Annotated in this window: 22 protein-coding genes; 1 reads left to right on the forward strand and 21 read right to left on the reverse strand. The window is 39.3% G+C overall.

Translation table 11 applies throughout. From position 1 onward, the window contains the following. Positions 1-180: 180 nt before the first annotated feature. The 20 genes from ACPLVE_RS07760 to cdaA all read right to left on the reverse strand — a co-directional run bounded on the left by ACPLVE_RS07760 (position 181) and on the right by cdaA (position 20,353). The gene (locus tag ACPLVE_RS07760) at positions 181-1,434 is read right to left on the reverse strand and encodes a serine hydrolase (protein ID WP_424610996.1); all 1,254 of its coding nucleotides are present in this window, start codon (positions 1,432-1,434) and stop codon (positions 181-183) included. Between the two features lie 159 nt (positions 1,435-1,593). Then, entirely contained in the window at positions 1,594-1,986 is a 393-nt protein-coding gene (locus ACPLVE_RS07765; protein ID WP_424610997.1) for a secondary thiamine-phosphate synthase enzyme YjbQ, read from the reverse strand. A 68-nt stretch (positions 1,987-2,054) separates the two neighbouring features. Continuing rightward, the gene (gene glmS / locus ACPLVE_RS07770; RefSeq protein WP_424610998.1) at positions 2,055-3,881 is read right to left on the reverse strand and encodes a glutamine--fructose-6-phosphate transaminase (isomerizing); all 1,827 of its coding nucleotides are present in this window, start codon (positions 3,879-3,881) and stop codon (positions 2,055-2,057) included. Positions 3,882-4,130: 249 nt separating this feature from the next. Continuing rightward, entirely contained in the window at positions 4,131-5,474 is a 1,344-nt protein-coding gene (gene glmM / locus ACPLVE_RS07775) for a phosphoglucosamine mutase (RefSeq protein WP_424610999.1), read from the reverse strand. Positions 5,475-5,546: 72 nt separating this feature from the next. Beyond that, positions 5,547-6,152 (reverse strand): lysophospholipid acyltransferase family protein, encoded by a 606-nt coding sequence (locus ACPLVE_RS07780; protein ID WP_424611000.1) that lies wholly within the window; start codon positions 6,150-6,152, stop codon positions 5,547-5,549. Positions 6,153-6,227: 75 nt separating this feature from the next. After that, on the reverse strand, positions 6,228-6,803 hold the full coding sequence (locus ACPLVE_RS07785; protein ID WP_424611001.1) for an indolepyruvate oxidoreductase subunit beta: 576 nt from the start codon (positions 6,801-6,803) through the stop codon (positions 6,228-6,230). A 1-nt stretch (position 6,804) separates the two neighbouring features. Continuing rightward, positions 6,805-8,556 carry an indolepyruvate ferredoxin oxidoreductase subunit alpha gene (iorA, locus tag ACPLVE_RS07790; RefSeq protein ID WP_424611002.1) on the reverse strand — a complete coding sequence of 584 codons (1,752 nt, stop codon included), beginning with the start codon at positions 8,554-8,556 and terminating at the stop codon, positions 6,805-6,807. 24 nt (positions 8,557-8,580) lie between these two features. Next, positions 8,581-9,471 (reverse strand): bifunctional enoyl-CoA hydratase/phosphate acetyltransferase, encoded by an 891-nt coding sequence (locus ACPLVE_RS07795; RefSeq protein ID WP_424611003.1) that lies wholly within the window; start codon positions 9,469-9,471, stop codon positions 8,581-8,583. A 62-nt stretch (positions 9,472-9,533) separates the two neighbouring features. Continuing rightward, complete coding sequence (locus ACPLVE_RS07800) at positions 9,534-10,088, reverse strand: 2-oxoacid:acceptor oxidoreductase family protein (RefSeq protein ID WP_424611004.1); 555 nt, start codon at positions 10,086-10,088, stop codon at positions 9,534-9,536. 3 nt (positions 10,089-10,091) lie between these two features. Next, entirely contained in the window at positions 10,092-10,841 is a 750-nt protein-coding gene (locus tag ACPLVE_RS07805; RefSeq protein WP_424611005.1) for a thiamine pyrophosphate-dependent enzyme, read from the reverse strand. Next, positions 10,841-11,908 (reverse strand): 3-methyl-2-oxobutanoate dehydrogenase subunit VorB, encoded by a 1,068-nt coding sequence (locus ACPLVE_RS07810; RefSeq protein WP_424611006.1) that lies wholly within the window; start codon positions 11,906-11,908, stop codon positions 10,841-10,843. Before ACPLVE_RS07810 ends, ACPLVE_RS07805 begins: the two co-directional genes overlap by 1 nt. Positions 11,909-11,925: 17 nt before the next feature. Then, positions 11,926-12,138 carry a 4Fe-4S binding protein gene (locus tag ACPLVE_RS07815; protein WP_349121573.1) on the reverse strand — a complete coding sequence of 71 codons (213 nt, stop codon included), beginning with the start codon at positions 12,136-12,138 and terminating at the stop codon, positions 11,926-11,928. 14 nt (positions 12,139-12,152) lie between these two features. Then, a complete protein-coding gene (locus ACPLVE_RS07820; protein WP_424611007.1) occupies positions 12,153-12,827 on the reverse strand; it encodes a hypothetical protein in 675 nt (224 codons plus the stop codon). Positions 12,828-12,840: 13 nt separating this feature from the next. Beyond that, positions 12,841-13,914 carry a butyrate kinase gene (gene buk, locus ACPLVE_RS07825; RefSeq protein ID WP_424611008.1) on the reverse strand — a complete coding sequence of 358 codons (1,074 nt, stop codon included), beginning with the start codon at positions 13,912-13,914 and terminating at the stop codon, positions 12,841-12,843. A gap of 91 nt (positions 13,915-14,005) precedes the next feature. Beyond that, positions 14,006-15,073: a Glu/Leu/Phe/Val family dehydrogenase gene (locus tag ACPLVE_RS07830; protein ID WP_424611009.1), complete on the reverse strand. Its 1,068-nt coding sequence runs from the start codon at positions 15,071-15,073 to the stop codon at positions 14,006-14,008. A gap of 19 nt (positions 15,074-15,092) precedes the next feature. Then, positions 15,093-16,160, reverse strand: coding sequence for a Glu/Leu/Phe/Val family dehydrogenase (locus ACPLVE_RS07835; protein ID WP_424611010.1), 1,068 nt, complete (start codon positions 16,158-16,160; stop codon positions 15,093-15,095). A gap of 22 nt (positions 16,161-16,182) precedes the next feature. Next, on the reverse strand, positions 16,183-17,079 hold the full coding sequence (ptb, locus tag ACPLVE_RS07840) for a phosphate butyryltransferase (RefSeq protein ID WP_424611011.1): 897 nt from the start codon (positions 17,077-17,079) through the stop codon (positions 16,183-16,185). A 12-nt stretch (positions 17,080-17,091) separates the two neighbouring features. Beyond that, positions 17,092-18,156 (reverse strand): butyrate kinase, encoded by a 1,065-nt coding sequence (buk, locus tag ACPLVE_RS07845; RefSeq protein ID WP_424611012.1) that lies wholly within the window; start codon positions 18,154-18,156, stop codon positions 17,092-17,094. Between the two features lie 183 nt (positions 18,157-18,339). Further along, the gene (locus tag ACPLVE_RS07850) at positions 18,340-19,530 is read right to left on the reverse strand and encodes a CdaR family protein (protein ID WP_424611013.1); all 1,191 of its coding nucleotides are present in this window, start codon (positions 19,528-19,530) and stop codon (positions 18,340-18,342) included. After that, the gene (gene cdaA / locus ACPLVE_RS07855) at positions 19,520-20,353 is read right to left on the reverse strand and encodes a diadenylate cyclase CdaA (RefSeq protein WP_424611014.1); all 834 of its coding nucleotides are present in this window, start codon (positions 20,351-20,353) and stop codon (positions 19,520-19,522) included. The genes ACPLVE_RS07850 and cdaA overlap by 11 nt, the downstream gene beginning before the upstream one ends. A 116-nt stretch (positions 20,354-20,469) precedes the next feature. Between cdaA and ACPLVE_RS07860 the strand changes: the two genes are divergently transcribed. Further along, complete coding sequence (locus tag ACPLVE_RS07860; protein WP_424611015.1) at positions 20,470-20,694, forward strand: BON domain-containing protein; 225 nt, start codon at positions 20,470-20,472, stop codon at positions 20,692-20,694. A gap of 10 nt (positions 20,695-20,704) precedes the next feature. On the opposite strand, the gene ACPLVE_RS07865 is transcribed toward ACPLVE_RS07860, so the two are convergent. Then, positions 20,705-21,118, reverse strand: coding sequence for a universal stress protein (locus ACPLVE_RS07865; protein ID WP_424611016.1), 414 nt, complete (start codon positions 21,116-21,118; stop codon positions 20,705-20,707). Between the last annotated feature and the right edge of the window lie 43 nt (positions 21,119-21,161).

Here is a 21,161-nt window from a genome sequence, read left to right on the forward strand (position 1 = left end):
GAAGCGAGCGGCCACCTGAGCCTTTTGGCGAATTGGCCGGTACCCCGCCTGAGCCTGAAAAGTGAGCCTTAGTTTAGTCGCTTTGCAACTCCGGAGCATTAACACAAAATGCCACTTAAATAAGAAGGACTTTGTCAACAAACTAAAAAGTTTAAGCCAGACTCCCCGGCTTAAACTTTTTTATTCGTTCTGGAAGTCATACACCATTTTTGAAATTTGCCTTATAACAGTATAAGCATAGGAATTGTCAGAACCATCTACATTACTTGCAAGAATAGTCAGTATATAGGGCTTTGTTGGATGGAAAACAATTGCCGTATCATTTACAACATTGTCCAAATTTCCAACTTTGTGTGCCACTTCTATATCATCAGGAATTGGATAAGATATTCTATCACCGTATATGGTATTTTTGAGATAGTACATCAACTCCCCTGCAGTATCAGGATGTACATTTGCGTATTCCAATAACTTCTTCATATACATACTCATATCATAAGGAGACGTAATATTGCTGTTATAGGGTATTATATTTCCTCCCAAATCTTCCATAAATTTTATATAATTATCTCTTCCAACAATTCTCATAATCATGTTAGATGCAATATTGTCACTCTCTACAATTGACCTCCTTGAGAGCTCCCTTATGGTATAGTAACTTCCTACAGGTTCAAACTGGATAGACCCAGCTCCTCCTTCATAATCCACTTTAGTATATTGCACTTTCATATCGGGGTCTATTTTCCCCTCTGTTATAAGCGTGTACAGGTAGAAATTAAGTGGCACTTTGTAGGTACTTGCAGCTATGAAAGGGTCATATCCATTTATCTCGAATGTTTGTCCTGTATTTAAATCAATAAAGTACACTCCGTATTTCCCTGGATATTGAGAAATTAATTTTTCAATATTCTGCTTCAATTCTTGATAATTTGTAGCACCATATAATTCCGGAGGCACAACTACTGGAGGATGAGGGATTAAAATTTGCTGACCAACATATAAATTATCTGGATCATCCATATCATTGGCCTTTAAAATGTCTTCAACAGTAGTGCCATTTTTCTTCGCTATGGTGTAAAGGTTATCACCCGGTTTTATTCTATAAACTAAGGGATCTGTCCAGTGTACATTCTCTAAAGCAGCATAAGTCTGGGGACCTACTATCCCGTCAACTTTTAAGTGTTTTTTCCTCTGAAAGTCCAAAACTCCATTTAAAGTCATCGAACCAAATATACCATCAATAACCCCTACGTCAAACCCAGCTTGTTCTAGTATAGTCTGAAGTTTTAAAACGTCTGTTCCATAAGTTCCTGTGTACAAAAGCCTTGACCCAAAAGAAAATTTAGGCAAATTTTTTGCATATGACAGAAAAGGAATTGTAATTATTAGAAAAAGAATCACAATTGATAAAATTATCTTTCTAAATTTTAACATTTTTAATCCCCCCTTGCCATCCCCATTGTACCATATATATTTTTTTATTTCAATAAGTATATATTTCTATATATGCCACTGTACATATAAAATTGTCATAAAATAAAACCCCTTTACAGGAGTTTAAACTGCCAATAAAATAAAATCCCTCTGAGGGGGTTATGAAGGTATAATCTTGATATATACCTTTCTTTTTCGTGGCCCATCAAACTCACAAAAATAAATTCCCTGCCAAGTCCCCAAAACAAGCTCACCGTTTTCTATAAGCACAGTTACAGAATTCCCTACCAATGAAGATTTTATATGAGCATCAGAATTTCCTTCAAGGTGCTTAAAAGAAATATTGGGTATTATTTTGTCAAGAGCAGATAAAATATCTTCTTTTACTGTTGGATCTGCATTTTCATTTATTGTAATACCAGCTGTTGTATGGGGAACAAAAACTGTGCAGATTCCCTCTTTTACTCCAGACCCTTTCACTTCCTCCTGTACTTCTCTAGTAATATCTATCATAACCTCTCTCGCCGGCGTATTTACGTAAATGCTCCTCATTTTTGTCCTCCTTTCTACTCTTATGTAAGAAAAGGGACAAGCAGAAAAATTGCCTATCCCTTTAAATTTTACTCCACAGTAACAGATTTTGCAAGGTTCCTCGGTTTATCCACGTCACAGCCTTTTTCTACAGCCATGTAATATGCCAGAAGCTGGAGAGGAACTACTGTCAATACAGGAGTGAGTTCTTTTAAGGTGTCGGGGATGTATATGACTTTATCCACTACTCCATCAAGCTGCAAGTTTCCCTGCTTTGCAAAAGCAACCACATATCCTCCCCTGGCCTTTACCTCTTTTATATTGCTCAACATTTTTTCGAAGAGGTCATCCTGTGTAGCCAGTGCAATTATCAAAGTACCCTCTTCTACCAATGCTAACGTTCCGTGCTTTAACTCTCCAGCTGGGTATGCTTCTGAGTGGATGTAAGATATCTCTTTGAGCTTTAAAGACCCTTCCATGGCAACAGCGTAATCCAGACCTCTGCCAATATAGAACACGTCTTTCACATTATAATGCTCAGAGGCAAACCTTTGTATTTCTTCTTTGTTGTCCAAGAGGTATTGAACTTTGTCAGGTAGTTTTTTAAGTTCAGAGATAATCTCTACAACCTTTGTACTGCTCATAGTCCCCTTCTTTAAGGCAAAGTCCAGTGCAATTAGGTATAAAGCTATGAGCTGTGTAGTATAGGCTTTTGTAGATGCAACAGCTATTTCAGGTCCTGCCCAAGTATACAAGACTTCATCTGCTTCCCTTGATACAGAACTTCCTACCACATTTGTTATAGCTATCACTCTCGAGCCTTTTCTTTTAGCTTCTTTTAATGCAGCAATTGTGTCAGCCGTCTCCCCTGACTGGCTTATAACAATTGTGAGCATTCTTTCATTCACAATCGGATTCCTGTATCTAAACTCAGAAGCCACATCTACCTCAACAGGTATTCGTGCAAAACTCTCTATCACGTATTTCCCTACAACTCCTGCGTGATATGCAGTTCCACAAGCTACTATAAAGATTTTTTCTATTTTTTCAAGGTCTTCCTTTGTGATGTTTATACTGTCGAGGACTATCTCTGAATCGTTAATTATCCTTCCCCTCAAAGTATCTTTTATTGCGGCAGGCTGCTCATGAATCTCTTTTATCATAAAGTGCTCATAGCCGCCCTTTTCAGCTGCTTCTACGTCCCATTTCACTTCAAAGAGAGATTTGCCTATCTTCCTTCCAAAAACATCTATAAATTCTACAGTGTCTTTTTTGATTATGGCAATTTCGTGGTCATCGAGGAAATATACATTTCTTGTGTATTTTAAAATTGCAGGTATATCTGAAGCAATGAAATTTTCACCATTTCCTATACCTACTATAAGAGGAGCTTCTTTTCTTGCTGCTACTATCATATCCGGATTGTCCTTGCACAAAACGCCTAAAGCATAAGACCCCTCAATCCTATCCAGCACTTTTCTAAGCGCTTCAACTATATCGCCATTGTAGTAATATTCGAGTAAGTTTGCAACCACTTCCGTATCTGTTTCTGATATAAAATTATAGCCCTCTTCTATCAGCCATTTCTTCAGAGGAAGATAGTTTTCAATTATCCCGTTGTGAACAACTGCAATTAACCCTGACTGAGATAGGTGGGGGTGAGAATTGGTATCAGAAGGTTCTCCGTGGGTTGCCCATCTGGTATGCCCTATACCTATTGTACCTTCCATATGGTCTTTTTCAACCAGTTCTCTTAAGACATTGAGCCTTCCTTTAGCTTTCTTTATATTTATATTGCCATTGTGTAAAATGGCAATTCCTGCCGAATCATATCCCCTATACTCTAATCTTGTCAAACCTTCCAGCAGTATAGGTGTAGCTTGTTTATCTCCTATATATCCTACAATCCCACACATATTGCGTCTCCTCTCACTGTGAGTTTATAAAATTTTCCTGCCCGGACTGCTCTATGCCACAGTCGCCTGTGGTTTTACCAGTCCTCTAACGGTCGCAGGAAGACCGCAGGGCACCCGCCGATGTCTCGATAAACCCTGTCCTCGTCAACTTAAAGCCCTAAGGCTTTAAGTCCAGGCGCTTCTAAATTAAATCTTACATTAAATCTCGCCTCTACATCTTCCCTATAGGCATCCCTCCTTTCAAAAAAATCAATTCAATTTTCTTTCTATCAAATCAGCCAGCTCTTTTGCCATCTGGCTGATTTTAGCGTAATCTTCCCCCTCTACCATAACTCTTATGAGAGGTTCTGTGCCAGATGGTCTTATGAGGACTCTCCCTTTTCCTTCCATTTCTTTTTCTAGCTTTTCAATTTCTCTCTTTATATCTTCATCTTCTAGATATTTTTCTTTAAGCTCATTTTTCACTTTGGCATTTACAAGTACCTGAGGATAGGTAGTCATGCAAGAAGCAAGTTCAGACAGTTTTTTACCTGTATGTTTCATTATTGAACAAAGTTTTAAAGCTGTTATCTCTCCATCTCCTGTAGTATTGTCATCTATAAAAATTATATGTCCTGACTGTTCTCCTCCAATAGAATATCCACCTTTTATCATCTCCTCTAACACATATCTATCTCCTACCTTTGTCCTTATAAGCTTAATTCCATGCTCCTTTAAAGCAATTTCAAATCCTATGTTACTCATGACTGTCGCTACCACAGTATTGTGTTTTAATTTCCCTTTACTTTTCATGTCAATAGCACATATAGCCATTATATGGTCTCCGTCTACTATATTCCCTTTTTCGTCAACTGCAATTAATCTGTCTGCATCTCCATCAAAAGCAAGCCCCAGGTCCGCTTTATGTTCTACTACAAGCTGTTGTAATTTTTCAGGGTGTGTGGATCCACAGCCCACATTGATTTTTTCTCCTAAAGGCTCTGCCGCATAAGTAATTACCTCTGCTCCTAATTCTCTAAACAAAACAGGAGCTACTGTGCTGCTTGCCCCATAAGCACAGTCAATCACTATTTTAAGTCCTTTTAAGTCTGTATCAATAGTAGATTTTAGAAATTCTATATAATCCCTATGGGAAGTGGTGCTTTCTTTTCTTCTCCCTATCCCAATGCCAGTAGGAGCGGGAAGTTCTTTTTTCTCATTTATAATTTCCTCTATCCTGTCTTCCAGCTCATCAGGCAATTTGTAGCCAAACTTATCAAAGAATTTTATTCCATTGTACTCAATCGGATTGTGAGAAGCTGAAATCATAACTCCAGCATCTGCCTTATATAGCCTAGTCAAATAAGCTACTGCCGGCGTAGGAATTATTCCTACACTTACCACTTCTGCTCCAAGAGATGTAAGCCCAGCAATAAGAGCACATTCCAGCATATCGCTTGAAATCCTGCTGTCCTTTCCCACTACAACCTTTGGCCTGTGACTCCCCTCTGTAAGGACATAAGCTCCTGCCCGTCCCAACTCAAAAGCCAGCTGTGGAGTTAATTCCTTGTTCGCTATTCCCCTCACACCGTCAGTTCCAAAAAGTCTTCCCATTCTCTATCCCCTTTCTGTAAAACGTACGATAATATTTTATCACAGTTGTCTTTACTGTGCAAAAAAACCTTTTTATCCTGTTAGCATTTCCTTCATTCTGGCTTCTATTTTTTCTTTTAATTCTGCAATTTCTGCTTTTATATCTTTATTCAAATCGGGGAAAATAGGTTCTCCTACTTTAACTTTTATTTTCCCTCTCAATTTAGGTACATACTTCCCTAAAGGCAAAACTTCTTTTGTGCCCTGAACAACTACAGGCACAAGGGGTTTACCCGATTTATAAGCAAGGTACATGGCACCTTCATAAATTTTTTCTATAACTCCTTTAGGAGATATGCCTCCTTCTGGAAATATGCCAATTGAATACCCTTCCTTTAATCTCTCCAACGCCTTTTTTATGGCTTTTAAGTCAGCTGACTCCTTTTTAATAGGTATCGCTTTATCTATCAAAAGGAAAGGTTTCAAAAGATAAATATTAAAAAGTTCCGAGCTTGCTAAAAATATAATTGGCGTTTTGATGGCACATACTACTGCTACAGGGTCAAGCAAACTTTGATGGTTTGAAACAAAAATGTAAGAGCCCTTTGAGAGGTTACCATCTCTTTCTACTTTAAAGGAGTAAAATATCTTGAGAAGTGCAATTCCAATCCGCCGCAAGACTCTGTAGAGTAAAAACATTCCCTTCTCTCCCTCTGGATTTTTCAATTACTATTATACATTTCCCGTGAAATAATAAAAAGGGGCTTTGCCCCCCTAGTTTATTTCAAGCCCCTTTCTAAAAGCCTGTATGTTAAGGTCTATATATTTTTTAGGTACATTGTTTTTTATCACTTCTTCCCAGTCAATGTCCATAAGCCCTAAATGCTTCACTAGAACCCCTAAAAGAACTATATTTTGAGCTCTTACATTTCCCAAGCCTTCAGCTATTTTATCAGCCTCCACTGCAATTGTGTGGGCATTGTTTTTTAGTATTTCCAACAAATTCTTTGGATATTCTTCTTTCCCTATTAATACGGAAAGAGGAGGGATCTCAACTGTATTTACAATCACCATCCCATCTTTTTTGAGGTAATTGAGCCATCTTACAGCTTCCATTTTTTCAAAGGCTACTATTACATCAGCAGCTCCCATCTCAATCACTGGCGAATAGACTTTTTCCCCAAACCTTATCTGTGTGCTGACACTTCCTCCCCTCTGAGACATTCCATGCACTTCTGACATTTTGACATCATAACCACTTTTGAGTAATCCTTCTGACAGTACATTGCTCGCAAGAATTGTGCCCTGACCTCCTACCCCTACCATCAATACGCTTTTTACCTCTGCCATTTTATTTCACCTCGCCCCTATGTGAAACACATTCTATCGCATCAAAAGGACATACCTGCTGGCAAACAGTGCAGCCTGTGCACTGGTCAGGGTCTATGTTGAAAATGCCATCTTTTTTACTTATAGCTGGGCATCCTATTCTAAGACACATGCTACATTTTTTGCATTTTTCTTGGTCTATCCTGCATTCTCCTTCGGGCTTAGGAGGAATCAAGGCACATGGACCTTTAGCTATTATAACCATCGTATCATCTGTATTCATAGCTTCATCTACGGCATCTTCTATTTCCTTTAATTTAAACGGATTTACTACTCTTACCCTCTTTACTCCTATAGCTTCGCTCAACTTAGCTATATCTATTTCAGGCGCATCTTCTCCCATCAATGTCTTTCCTGTACCGGGGTTATGCTGGTGTCCTGTCATAGCAGTTATGCGGTTATCAAGTATTATAGGAACGGCATTGCCTTTGTTGTAAACAATATCAATAAGCCCTGTGATACCAGAGTGGAAGAAGGTGGAGTCACCAATTACGCTGAAAATTTTTTGTTTTTTACCCGCGTGTTCCATTGCCTTTTGAAAACCATGGGACCCAGAAATGCTTGCCCCCATACATATACAAGTGTCTATCGCTTCCAGTGGTGGTGCAGCTCCAAGCGTATAGCATCCTATATCCCCCAAAACAGGAACCCTCTTTTTCCTCAAAACGTAGAATACCCCCCTGTGAGGGCATCCCGCACAAAGCATAGGAGGTCTGCCTGGCACTTTAACCTCCACCGATACATGAGAAAGTTCTTCTTTTTTTATCGCCTTCCTTATAATAGCAGGATTTAATTCGCCTATTCTTGGGATCACTTCTTTACCTATCACTTCGATGCCCAAAGCCTTGACATGTTCTTCTATATAAGGTTCCAGTTCTTCTACTACGTACAATTTTTTTACACTTTCAGCAAACTTTCTTATAAGTTTTGACGGAAGAGGATAAGTCATTCCCAGTTTTAAAACAGACACTTCATCCCCAAAGACTTCTTTTACGTAAAGATAGCTTATGCCACTTGTTATTATGCCTATATCCCTTCCGCCCCATTCAATTCTGTTTATTTCAATTCTTTCAGACAGTTCTTCTAATACTTTTAATCTCTCTTCCACCACTACATGCCTTTTTTGAGCATTTGCAGGAACCATGACATACTTCGGAATGTCTTTTTTATAAGGCTTCATTTCAACAGGCTTTCTTTCCCCTAATTCTACAACTCCTTTACCGTGAGCAACCCTAGTGGTGAGCCTTAAAAGCACAGGTGTGTCATACTTTTCGCTTATATCAAGAGCAATCCCGACAAAGTCTTTACATTCTTGACTGTCTGAAGGTTCCAACATGGGAATTTTAGCAAATTTAGCGTAATATCTGTTGTCCTGCTCATTCTGAGAAGAGTGCATTCCAGGGTCATCAGCAGTTACGATCACACAGCCACCGTTTACTCCTGTATAAGAAAAAGTAAAAAGCGGATCTGCTGCCACATTAAGCCCCACATGTTTCATGGCAGCAAGGCTTCTAGCACCAGCTATAGAAGCTCCAATAGCCGCTTCTACTGCTACTTTTTCATTTGGAGCCCATTCCGCATATATTTCCTTGTATTGGGCTATACTTTCTAATATTTCTGTACTTGGAGTGCCTGGATACGCAGCAGCAAAGGTCACACCATACTCGTACGCCCCCCTTGCCACTGCTTCATCGCCTAACATTATCTTTTTCATTTATTTCCCCCCAAGATCAAATTTTTAAATAGAAATTGCACAAGCCAATGCTATAGAATTTAATTTGTCTTCATGGGAATCGGCTCTGGATACAAGAACAATAGGCGCTTTAGCTCCTACTACAATTCCAGCACTTCTGGCCTTTGCAAAATAAGTGAAACTTTTCCCTAAAGCGTTCCCAACTTCTATAAAAGGTACAAGTAAAATATCGGCATCTCCTGCAACTTCACTTTTTACCCCCTTGTGTTCCGCTGCTTCTTTGCTTACAGCAAGGTCAAAAGCTAAAGGCCCGTCTACTATTCCTTCTATCTCTCCCTTTTGATTTAGCTCTTTTAACTTTGCAGCCTCAACAGTTGAAAGCATCTTAGGATTTACTACTTCTACAGCAGAAAGGCAGGCAGTTTTAGGATTTTCTACTCCCAAACTCTTTGCCACTTTTATGGCGTTTTTTAATATTTCAACCTTCTCCTCCAGAGTTGGACTTATGTTCATCCCTCCGTCTGTTAAAAGAAGCAGTTTGTGATAAGCAGGAATTTCATATACCATAACATGGCTTAAAAGTCCCTCTCCTCTTATGCCCGTCTCACTGTCAAGCACAGCTTTCAAAAGAGTAGCAGTAGGTACAAGCCCTTTCATGACAAAAGAAGCTCTGCCTTCTCTTACTTCCAAAACTGCTTTTTTGCACTTTTCTATCTCATCCTTTTCATCTATTATTTCATAACCCTCAAGGGATATGTTAGCTTCCTCTGAAATTTTAATAATTTTTTCTTTATCTCCTACTAAAACAGGAATACCTATTCCTTCTTTTTTAGCGGCATCACAGGCTAAAAGCACTTCCACATCCTCTGCTCCAGCAACGCTAAACTTTTTATTTGCCCCTCTTGCTTTTTCAAAAATTTCACTTAACTTCTTCAAATTCCCACCCCTTTGCTGAAATAAGCCTTTAGGCAGGGGATAACCCCCTGCCTAAAAAATCTTTATTTTGCAGAAACCATATTTCTTATCAACTCTGCTCCTTTTTCTAAAGCCTTTTCATTTATAGCCATCATGTGCTCCTTGCCCTTCCCAAAGACTTCCGGCAAAGCTTTAAGCACTGTTTCCATTTTTACAACCTTTGTAGCTTCAACAAATGCTCCTAACATTACCATATTAGCCACCCTCAGGTTACCAAGTTCACTTGCAATTTCATTAGCAGGAACCTCATAAATTTCTATATCTTTCCTTTGTGGCTTTTTATCGATAAGTGAGGTGTTTATAAAAAGTTTTCCTCCTGGTATGACATAAGGTTCATATTTATCCAAAGAGGGTTTGTTCATAGCTACTACCGAAGTAGCTTCTATCACTACAGGAGAGCCAACTTCTTCGTCTGAAACAGTAACATTGCAGTTAGCGGTACCACCTCTCATTTCAGGTCCGTAGGAAGGGGTCCATGATACATTTTTCCCTTCCAGCATTCCTGCATAAGTTATTATAAGCCCCATTGTGAGGACTCCCTGTCCTCCAAAACCAGCAAAAATTATCCTTTCTTCCATTTTTTACTTAACCTCCTCTAAGGTGTTTTTATAAACACCCAACGGATAATAAGGTTCCATATGGTCCTTTACCCACTTTAAAGCCTCCACAGGAGTCATCCCCCAGTTAGTAGGACAGGTGGAAAGTACTTCCACGAGTGAAAATCCTTTGTTTTGAATCTGCGCCAAAAAAGCGTTTTTTATGGCTTTCTTCGCCTGTATTATGTGCTTTACATCATACACAGCAACCCTTTCTATATAGGCTGCGCCATCTAATGTTGAGAGCATTTCACTTACTCTTATGGGATAGCCATTGACTTCTGGCTTTCTACCATAAGGAGTTGTGGTAGTTTTCTGCCCTACCAATGTGGTAGGAGCCATCTGCCCACCTGTCATTCCATAATTAGCATTGTTTACAAAGATAACTGTTATTTTCTCACCTCGTGCTGCAGCGTGAACTATCTCTGCTGTACCAATTGCCGCCAAGTCTCCATCTCCTTGATAAGTAAATACTACTTTGTCCGGATGAACTCTCTTTATTCCCGTAGCAACAGCCGGAGCTCGGCCATGTGCCGCCTGCTGCATATCACAATTAAAGAAATCATATGCAAACACAGAACAGCCTACAGACGCAACACCTATAGCTTTATCCAATACATCTAATTCCTCCATGACTTCAGCTACCAAACGATGAATTATCCCGTGAGTACAGCCCGGACAATAAGAGAAAGGAACATCTGTTAACCCTTTAGTCTTTTCAAATACTACAGCCATTACTTGCCACCTCCTGCAATTTGTCTAATCTTTTCCAACATAATAGAAGGTTCTGGTATCATTCCTCCAGGCCTGCCATAAAACAGCACAGGTTTCTTGCAATCAGTAGCCAGCTGAACGTCTTCTACCATCTGCCCCATACTCATCTCAACTACAAGATATCCTTTTACTTGATCCACAGTTTTTTTGAAAGGTTCTTTGGGGAAAGGCCAGAGCGAAATCGGTCTTATAAGTCCTACTTTATAGCCCTCACGCCTTGCTATGTTCATAACGTTTTTGGCTATCCTCGCCATTGTTCCGTACGCAACCAAAATTACTTCTGCGTCTTCACAGTTGATTGTCTCATACCTTACTTCTTTTTCTTCCGCTCTCTTGTATTTTTCAAAAAGTACATAATTGTGTTTCTCAAGAACAGGAGGATCTATATAGAGAGAATTAATAACATTCCTGTGCTCTCTATTACCTCTTCCTGTAGTCGCCCATGTCTTCTCAGGAAGCTCTCTTTTCTTCCTTTTAGCATTATCAAAGTCCACCGGTTCCATCATCTGACCAAGCATTCCATCTCCCAAAATTACAACAGGATTCCTATATTCGTCTGCTATATCAAAGGCCTCCTGAACGAGATCCGCCATCTCTTGTATGGTTGAAGGAGCCAAAACTATCAATCTGTAGTCTCCGTGAGCTCCACCTTTCACCGACTGACGATAATCTCCCTGCGCACCTTGAATGTTACCTAAACCTGGACCACCTCTCATTATATTAACTATTACAGCAGGAACTTGAGCACCTGCCAGATAAGATATTCCTTCTTGCATAAGACTAAGTCCTGGTCCACTTGTGGAAGTCATAACACGGGCTCCTGCCCCACCTGCACCATACACCATATTTATGGCAGACACTTCACTTTCTGCCTGTAAAAATACTCCGCCTACCTCAGGCATTCTTTTAGACATGTACTCTGTTACTTCGTTTTGCGGTGTTATAGGATACCCAAAGTAGTACCTACACCCCGCCTGAATCGCAGCTTCTGCCATGGCCTCATTGCCCTTCATTAAAACCTTTGCCATCTTCTCTCCCCTCCATTTCACTTTATAACTGTTATTACCACATCAGGACACATCATAGCGCAAAAACCGCAAGCTATACATTTATCCATATTTTCAGGTTTTATCGTTGCCGGATGATACCCTTTTGTGTTTATCTTGCCAAGGTCCATCTCAATTATTTTTTTAGGACAGGCATTTACACACAATTCACAACCTTTACATAAATCTTCGTTGAAAATAACCTTTGCCACATGAATTCCTCCTCTCACATTTTATCCCATGGAGTTTTCATATAAAGGTCCAACGGAAAGACAGGATAATCAAGCTGTGGAAGAAGAGCTGCTATATCTTTTTTTACTGTTACCATTTTTATCGGAATCCCTGTTTTCCTTGAAACCTCTTCTACAACCTCCAATCCTTTTAACACATCCTCGACGGTGGTCTCATAGGTCATATGAGTGTTGTTTACTAAATGGGTGACTTTTATCTTTGAAGCTCCCTCTATAGCTCTTAAATACTTGATAACAGAATCTGCATCTTTTGTAAAAGGCCTGTTAGCATTCACTATTAGCAGCACTTCGGGGTCCTGCTCGCATATTATATGCCTGTATTGCCCCAGAGGCGTTGCACCTACATCATCTCCTCCTACGTCAAATACGGCATGCTTTTCCGTGCTGTACAAAGCGCCATATACAGTTCGAGAAATAATGGGAACATCCGCATTTGCATACTTTTCTTCAATACCTACTACCTTAATCCCCCATTTTTCAAAAAGTTCCTTTCTAACTTCTCTTGACCTAAAATAAGGATTTACTATGTCAAGGTCTACAATCTCTACTTCTTTCCCCGCCTGTTTTATATAAACAGCATAATTTATAGAAATTTCTGTCTTACCACTCCCATAGTGCCCAACTACAATAGTAAGCCTTTTGAAATCCATTTAACCTCATCCTTTAACCATATGTTTTAGGAGCCTCTTCTCCTGTCAACACCCTGTATGCACCTTCTGCCAAAGCCAGCATTTCGTCCTCTCCAGGGTATACATACACAGGCGCTATAAACTTTACCCTTTCCGCTATCCTTTCAACGAAATCTTCATTATGAGCAATCCCACCTGTAATTCCTATCGCGTCCACTTTTCCTTTTAGCACAACTGCCATAGCTCCTATTTCTTTTGCTGTTTGATATGCCATGGCATCTAAAACAAGTTCTGCGTTTTTGTTCCCATCTTCAATCATTTTATATACTTCTCTTACGTCATTCGTCCCAAGATGTGCCACTATTCCGCCCTTACCCACGAGTTTTTTCTTCATTTCCTCAAAAGTATACTTCCCGCTGTAGCAAAGTTTCACCAAGTCCAAAACGGGTAACCCCCCCGCCCTTTCGGGGGAAAAAGGGCCTTCTCCATTTAGAGCATCATTTACATCTATTACCCTTCCCTTTCTGTGTGCACCTACCGAAATGCCCCCACCTAAGTGTGCTATTATGAGGTTTACTTCATCGTATCTTTTCCCCAAATCAGATGCCAGGCGCCTAGCAATTGCCTTTTGGTTTAAGGCGTGGAAGATGCTCTGCTTCTGGATCTCTGGCAATCCAGTAACTCTTGCTACATCTTCAAGTTCATCTACTACTACGGGATCTACTATATAGGCGGGAATGCCATAGTCTTTCGCCAGAGTGTAAGCTATGATGGCGCCCAAGTTAGAGGCGTGTTCCCCTCTTTCAGCCTTTTTTAAATCTTCCAGCATTTTTTCATTCACAATGTAGGTCCCACTCTCTATAGGCTTTAAAAGTCCTCCTCTTCCTACAATTGCATCAATTTGAGATAGAGAGATCTCTTTTTCTTTCAGCATATCAAGGATAGCTTGTGTCCTGAATTCAAACTGGTCAATTATTCTCTTGTATTTGCTCAATTCCTCTGTCGAATGCCTCAAAGTCTCTGTAAAGACAGGTTCTTTGTCCCTAAAAACTGCCACTTTCGTAGAAGTAGAACCAGGGTTTATTACTAAAATTAAAGCCAAACCCATCCCTCCGCCTCTAATACTATTATAGTATACATGACTTCTTTATCCAAATCTGAGGAAAGGCAAGGAATTCTTGCCTTTCCTCAGATTAACATTATCTTATGATGTAGTTATCTTTCACAGCAGCTATAGTCTTTATTCTCTCTTCTGCTACTCTGTCAGCTGCCACATAGGTAGGAACATTTTCTGCCTTAGCTTTTTCAATGACTTTTTTCACCGTCTCATATATCATAGAGACTTTTCTCATAGCCCTTTCTTTGTTGTATCCTGAAGGATTGAGCTCGTCAGCCACATTTATGACTCCACCAGCATTTATTATATAATCCGGAACATAAAGGATCCCCTTCTGCTGCAAAATATCTCCATGTCTTTCTTCTTTTAACTGGTTATTAGCAGAACCTGCAACAATTTTGCATTTAAGCTGAGGTATTGTTTCGTCATTTATTATGGCGCCTAATGCACAGGGAGCGAATATATCGCATTCTACTCCATATATTTCATCCGGCTTTACGTATTCTGCACCAAATTCTTCTACAGCTCTTTTTGCATTTTCTTCAAATATATCAGTCACAATGAGCTTGGCACCCGCTTCATAGAGGTATTTAGCAAGGTGATATCCCACATTTCCTATGCCTTGAATTGCAACCACTCTACCTCTTAAATCTGAAGTCCCAAAAATCTCTTCGGCAGCTGCTTGCATACCTCTATAAACTCCATAGGCTGTAAAAGGTGATGGATCTCCGCTAGTCTCAGGAAGACCTGCTACATATTTTGTTTCATACCTTATATACTCCATGTCTTTCACGTTTGTACCTACGTCTTCTGCAGTTATATATCTTCCCTTTAAAGACTCTACATACCTTCCGAAGCTTCTAAACAAGGCCTCTGATTTATCAGTTCTTGGATTACCAATTATTACAGCTTTGCCTCCACCTAAATTGAGTCCTGCAGCAGCGTTTTTGTAAGTCATTCCTCGTGCAAGCCTTAATGCATCTTCAATAGCAGCTTCTTCTGAATCATAAGTCCACATTCTACAGCCACCCAAAGCAGGTCCCAAAGTAGTATCGTGGATAGCAATAATTGCTTTGAGTCCTGATGTTTTGTCATAGCAGAGCACCACATTCTCATAATCATATTTCTCCATTATTTTGAAAATCTCCATAAAATCTCCTCCCTATTTTTTATTTTAAAATATAATTTGTCTTTATTGCAGCAATAGCCTTAATTCTTTCCTCTGCTACTCTGTCAGCAGCTTTATAAGTAGGTATATTTTCTTCTTTTGCCTTTTTGATGACACTTTTTATGGTATCGTATATCATAGAAGCCTTTCTCATAGCTCTTTCCCTGTTATAACCTGAGGGTTCTAGCTCATCGGCTACGTTTATGACTCCGCCCGCGTTTATTATATAATCAGGAACATATAAAATTCCCTTTTCTTGCAGTATATCTCCATGCTTTTCTTCTTTTAACTGGTTGTTAGCAGAACCTGCCACGATCTTGCACTTGAGCTGAGGGATTGTCTCATCGTTTATTATCCCACCCAAAGCACAAGGAGCAAAAATATCACAATCAACCCCATATATTTCCTCTGGCTTTACATATTCTGCACCAAACTCTTCTACGACCTTCTTTACATTTTCCTCAAATATGTCCGTAACGACGAGTTTGGCACCTGCCTCATAAAGATACCTGGCAAGGGTATAGCCAACTTTTCCTACGCCTTGTATAGCCACTTTTCTACCTTTTAAATCAGCCGTCCCAAATACTTCTTCTGCAGCTGCCTGCATACCTCTGTAAACCCCATAAGCAGTTACAGGAGAGGGATCCCCACTTGTTTCAGCAAGGCCAACCACGTGTTTTGTCTCATACCTCATGTATTCTACATCTTGTACAGTAATCCCAACATCTTCTCCTGTGATGAAACGTCCTTTCAAAGCCTCTATATACCTACCAAAGCTTCTAAAAAGCGCCTCTGTCTTGTCTTTTCTTGGATCCCCTATTATCACCGCTTTACCTCCGCCATAATTAAGACCTGCAGCAGCATTTTTATACGTCATTCCTCTTGCAAGCCTTAAAGCATCCTCCAATGCCTCTTCCTCTGTATTGTACATCCACATTCTTGTACCGCCAAGAGCAGGCCCTAATGTGGTGTCATGGATTACAATTATAGCCTTAAGGCTAGAAGTTTTGTCATAGCAAAAAATCACGTTTTCATAATCCTTAATTTGCATTTTTTCAAAAATTTTCATTGAAAACCCCCCAGAAAAATTTTTACACATTAGAAGCAAGAGAAGCCAGCATTATAGAGTTAAACTTTGCATCGCTGGAATCCGCTCTTGAAGTCAGCACAATAGGTTTCTTTGCCCCCATTATTATACCTGCTATTTCCCTCTGAGCTATATAAGTAATGGCTTTATAAAGTATATTCCCTGCTTCTATGTCAGGAACAACAAGTATATCAGCGTTACCCGCAACAGGACTCACTATGCCTTTATGACGGGCAGCCTCAATAGATAATGCATTGTCTAAAGCCAAAGGTCCATCTATTATAGCTCCTTTTATCTGCCCTCTTTCGCTCATCTTTGAAAGTATAGCTGCATCAAGTGTAGCCTGCATATCTGGATTAACAGTTTCTACAGCTCCTAATATAGCAACTCTTGGAGCATCAATTCCAATCTGCTTCGCAACGTCTATAGCATTTAAAATTATATCTATCTTAACTTTTAAATCTGGTGCAATGTTCATTGCAGCATCCGTAAGTAATATAAGTCTTTCATAGGGTGATTCAAAAACTGCCACATGGCTTAAAGTTCTTCCTGTTCTCAACCCTATCTCTTTATCCAACACTACCTTTAATATTTCTGCAGTCTGTACAAGTCCTTTCATCAATATATCAGCTTTGCCTTCGTTAACAAGTCTCACGGCTTCGCGGCAAGCATCCAAGTTGCTCTTCGCCTCAACTATTTCATGGTCTTTCAAAGACATTCCTATAGAGGAAGCAATTCTCTCGATCTTTTCTTTATCTCCAACTAAAATAGCCCTCACTATCCCCTTTTCATGAGCCTCTTTAATCGCTTCCAAAACATCTTCATCAGCTGCTTGGGCTACAGCTATAACTTTAGGCGGCAAATTTTTTACATGCTCGTAAAGTTCAGCAAACGTCCTCATAGCAACACCTCATCAGCCATAAATTTTTGGAACCTCCTGTCCTCTCAACACCCTCAAAGCTCCATCCCTCAAAGCTTCCATTTCATCTCCACCAGGATATAAAGTAATCGGAGCAATAAAACCTACCATATCAATTATTATCTCTATCAATGGTTTAGAATAAGCAAGCCCTCCTGTGAGAATAATAGTCCTTACATCCCCCTTTAGCACTGCAGCCATTCTGCCTATCTCCTTGGCGATTTGATAGGCCATAGCCTCAAAAACTAATTTAGCCTTTTTATCTCCAGCTTCTATTCTCTTTACTACTTCTCTGGCATCATTCGTGCCAAGATGTGCCACAAGCCCCCCCATCCCTACAATTTTCTTTTTCATCTCATCAAAAGTGTATTTCCCCGAATAACACATCTCTACAACCCTCATGGAGGGAAGGCTCCCAGTCCTCTCAGGTGAAAAAGGCCCCATTTGGTTAGCATTATTAACATCTACAATCCTGCCTCTTTTTATAGCTGCTACAGAAATTCCTCCTCCCATGTGAGCTACAATCATACTAAGCTCTTCTTCTTTTAGATTGTTTTCCCTAGCATATCTGTGTATACAGGCTTTGATGTTTAAAGCATGCGACTGACTTTTCCGTGGAAGTTCAGGAAGACCAGAGATTCTTGCCACATCCTCCATTTCGTCCACTGCTACAGGGTCAAGAGTATAAACAGGTATCCCATATGGATCTGCCAAAGTCCTACCTATTATCCCGCCGAGATTTGAAGGATGTTCTCCGCCAACTCCTTTTTTTAAATCTTCCAGCATAATATCGTTTACAAGATAGGTACCACTTTCAACTGGTTTTATCAGACCACCCCTCACCACAATAGCGGATAAATCTGAAACCTTAATCCCATTCTCATCCATCCATCTATTTATTGCCTCCAACCGCAAATCTAACTGCTCAATCACATTTTTATAAGTTTTTAAAGTTTCTACGTCGTGGGTTACGTCAGAACGTAATATTTCTTTCTCATCTTCATAAAGAGCCACTTTAGTGGAAGTAGAACCTGGGTTGATCACCAACACCTTGAACAACAGGCTCACCCGCCCTTTCGCCAAACTTTTTTGCGTCTCTTAAAAAATTTTTACCCTTACAATATTTTAATTCTACATGTTTGTCAAAAATCCTTCTTTTTGATTAAAAATTTTTTATAACAACTTTATATTTTGTGGAATTGATAGATTTTTGGAAAAATTGATAGGCGGGAAATTCCCCGCCTACTGAATTACAACATTAACCTTTTCTGGACGAATCTTAAGTATATTTACATTAAGGCCTGTATTTACGTTAACTGTAAGAGTATAATTGCCTGCCGATAGGTTAGAAACATCTACGTACGCCGTGAAGTCAGTAGCAGTAGCACCCGTCACTACGTTTTCGGGTCCTGATATCGTAATTACTATCTCTGGATTTTGAACTGTAACGTTCTTGTTTTCTGCCCCTCTTACTTCTATGTTTGTTATGGTCACATCTTTTGTGACTATTTTCTGTATATCTATATAAACTTTAGCATTTATATCGCTTTTTACAAGTTTCACTCCATCAGGTAGATCAAAAGGCACTGTCTCAGTAACAGGTGCATTTCGTCCTGTTATATCAATCTGTTTGGTGTTTATAGACTTTATCGTATTTAAAACATTCTCATCCCCGGTTACATAAACATATTCCGGAAGCACGTTTATAGAAGCCACCATATATCCATCTTGAGGTTTACCAAATATTTTAGGTGTCACAGGAACTCTAATAGACTTGCTGACAGGAATATAAACTTCAACAAGGCTTGGCGTGACAGTTACTCCTTTTACTTCTTTTCCTTCTCTGTCTACAGGTATGGCTGGAACAGAGATTTTTATATCTTCTTTTTTGTAAGACACATTCACTTGAGCGATCACACTCTTCACAAGATTTACCTTGCTTTCGGGGCCCACCACCATCACTTCACCAGGAGTAGCAACCGCTGGTTGCATGGCGTACCCATCCATGACATTTCCCACTACTTTTACCATAACAGGCATTTGAATTTTAGCAATCGTATCCACATCCACTTTTATCTCGGGAGGAATAATAGAAACCAAAGAGACATTTTTGGGAAGTCCTTCTATTCTTACGGGAATCACATTTATACCTTTAGAAACAACACGGCTTAAATCTGCATAAGCACTTATATTTTGTGCAGCTATATTAAGTACATCACTTCTTCTTCCCCTCACCTTTACATTTACGGTATATCCTTTTTCCTCTAAAAGAGTCAAACCTTTCTTTTCTAAAGTATCCACATTTATAAGCTTTACAGGCACATTGCTGATTTCATATGGAATTTCTGGATTTTCCTCTCCCATCACATAAAGCCACAATAAAAAAGCCAAAATAAGCGACAGGAGTTTTATGGTAAAATTCTTAGTCAGCATGTTTGTTCCCCCATTTTCTCCATACCGGTTTCTTGTTGTCTTTTACATCTAAGATGCTAGACAAGACTTCTTTTAAAGTCTTAGGGTCAAGATGACGAGAAAGCCTACCATTTTGGGCAAGAGAAATAGCACCGGTTTCCTCAGAAACAACTACAGCAATAGCATCAGAAATCTCCGTTACTCCCAAAGCAGCCCTATGCCTTGTACCAAGTTCACTGCTTAAATTCTGATTGTCTGTAAGTGGAAGAAAACATCCTGCCGCCATTATTCGATCTCCTCTTATGATGACAGCTCCATCGTGCAAAGGAGTATTCGGAATAAAAGTATTTATCAGAAGCTCACTGGAAATTTTAGAATCCATAGCTATACCTGTCTCAATTATCTCATTTAACCCCGTCTCCCTTTCAATTACAATAAGAGCCCCTATCTTAGAACGTGAAAGATACTGAACAGCGTCACATATCTCTCCTATTACTTCTGACATGTCCTTCTCATCTTCATTGAAAAAGAAAAAATTTTTCCCTAAAAAGCCGCTTCTCCCTAAAGATTCCAATCCTCTTCTAAGCTCCGGTTGAAAAACAATCAAAAGTGCAATCACTCCAACAGTCATAGCATTCCTCAGAATATAATTAACCGTTCGAAGTTGCAACCATTCGCTCAGCTTAGTAATTATAATCAATACGGCAAGCCCTTTTAAAAGCTGTTCCGCCCTCGTCTTGTGTATCACAAGTATGAGTCTGTAAAGAACATAGGCTATTATCAATATATCCACTATATCATTAATCCGCATTGTTTTTATTATGTCTATAAGTCCAGTGAACAAAAAATTCACCTCTCAAAGCTTTTGTAATAAGTTACTCATATTAATTATACAACAATTTCGGATAAAAAATAATTTAGTTGGGAAAATTATTTTAAAGGAAAAAGAGGAGGGTCACGATGAAGACAAATGAAAAAGAAAAAGACCAGCTTATTGTAAACTCGGTCATACAAAAGCTTTCTCGTTATGATTTAAATTTACCAGATTTAGTTATTACAGCAGATAATGGTATAATAATGCTTAAAGGTTACGTTAAAAATTCAGAACAGAAAAAACTTTTAAGCCAAATCGCAGAAAGTGTAGAAGGAGTAAAGGAAATAATAAATGAAGTAAAAATCAGGTAGAAGTCAAAAACTACTCCACGACTTCTACCCTTATGTTGTTCTTCATTGCTTCTTTTTTTAAAGGATTTACAACATCCCCATGTAATATCACATCCAGAGCGGACCTCAAAGATTTCCCAACTATTATTTCCGTTATGCTATTCTCCCTTGCAAATTCGGCAAGAGTCTTTGAAATCTTCTTGCCGACTAAGATAGATACTCTCCCTCCTAACTTTTGTGCCATATCGAAAATTTCAAGTAAAACCTGATTTTCTTTTAAGTCCTGTGATATATCGCTATTTTTGTTAACGTATACAACGCAAAACTCACCATTGGTTTCTTTTGCCCTTTGGGCTCCCCTCTCAACAAGCCTGCGTGAACTTTTCTGAGGTGTTATGCACACCATGATCCTATTCTTCACGCTAGGCTCGTAACTAAGTACCATTTTTCAAAAACCCCTTTCAGGCATATATTCGCCCTTCTATAAT

Source organism: Caldanaerobacter sp., from assembly GCF_049701115.1.
Lineage (GTDB): Bacteria > Bacillota > Thermoanaerobacteria > Thermoanaerobacterales > Thermoanaerobacteraceae > Thermoanaerobacter.